Source organism: Xenorhabdus sp. Sc-CR9 (assembly GCF_963897815.1).
In the GTDB taxonomy this organism is placed as follows: domain Bacteria; phylum Pseudomonadota; class Gammaproteobacteria; order Enterobacterales; family Enterobacteriaceae; genus Xenorhabdus.
In genome coordinates, this window is record NZ_CAWQTY010000075.1 from 1 (window position 1) to 1,154 (window position 1,154).

A 1,154-nucleotide genomic window follows, 5' to 3' on the forward strand; every position below is an offset into this window, starting at 1 on the left:
TAAATAGTTTGTCATAATGGTGAGACTCTTATATTTCTCATTTCTTTCCAATCCGTTAACGAAGCCCTTTTCAAAAAAATTTTCACATTACGAATAAGCTGCCACATAAATTGGCAACAATGATTGCGTGTCACCGTTTCATGAAGTGATTGCCATAGTCGTTCTATTTTATTTAACCAAGGCGAGTAGACAGGAAGAAAGAGCAGTGTCACAGTGGGATTATTCAACAACCATGCTCTGACCTTCTTACTTTTATGGATGCCGTAGTTATCTAAAATCACGCTCAGCGTTTCTGCCTCACGATAGGCGCGTTTCAATGCTTCTAACATTTTGATAAATAAATCTGAGTTTTTTCTCGTGTAACCCGTGGACACGATCTTACCTGTTTGGGCATCAAGGCAACCGGCAAAGTAATATTTTTGATTCTGACCCGGTGTCACAATCCGTTTTTGTTGGCCTTTAAAGTACCAGTCAGCGCCTATTTTAGGATTAAAATCAATATCCACTTCATCTTCATAAACAACGGGGTGTTTCTCTGAAGCCCGTGAAAGCGCCTCAGCAATACGCGCCATTTTTTCGTCATATTCGGGCTCCGGTTGTTTTAATGTAGGCGCAGCCCGCCGCCAAACAATGCCTTGTTTGCAGAAATAACGGTAAAGTGTGCTGATGGAAAGGGTAATATGCAGATATTTTCTGAGTAAAAACACAAAAAACGAAAGACTCCAACGCGAACCGATATAGCCAAACTGCTGGGGAGCGTGCTCTAAAAAATAATAGAAGAGCGGCAGATAACGAGCTAAATGCCACTGAATATGACGCCCAGCGGGTAAGCTCTGCAAGCCTGCCCATCGGTGTTCTCTAAACTTTTTCAGCCAACGCCAAACGGAAGATTCGGCGCAACAAAGTATCCCAGCGACCTGAGGAACAGAGCGTGTTTTATCCAATAAGAGTATCCCCATGATCCGGCGTGCATAATTTTTATCAGTCGTCTTTTGAACAATTTTTTTCATCTGCCGCCGTTCATTCCGGGAAGTGGATGGTATGATAAGCATGACTCGATCCTTTTTTCTGTGATTTTGCGTTTTGGGAACAAAAATTTCGCAAATTTAGGATCGAGTTTCTTTGATACTCCTACCATTTTGACAAGCTATTTA

At 41.9% G+C, this 1,154-nt stretch carries 1 protein-coding gene; it reads right to left on the reverse strand.

Going from position 1 to position 1,154, the window contains the following annotated elements; genetic code table 11:
• Positions 1–11 precede the first annotated feature (11 nt).
• A complete protein-coding gene (locus AACQ81_RS03670) occupies positions 12–1,052 on the reverse strand; it encodes an IS630 family transposase (protein ID WP_237388484.1) in 1,041 nt (346 codons plus the stop codon).
• Between the last annotated feature and the right edge of the window lie 102 nt (positions 1,053–1,154).

Bases quoted from the DNA above. Each gene is read 5' to 3' on its own strand.
- AACQ81_RS03670 (WP_237388484.1), bottom strand. From the start codon at position 1,052: ATGCTTATCATACCATCCACTTCCCGGAATGAACGGCGGCAGATGAAA.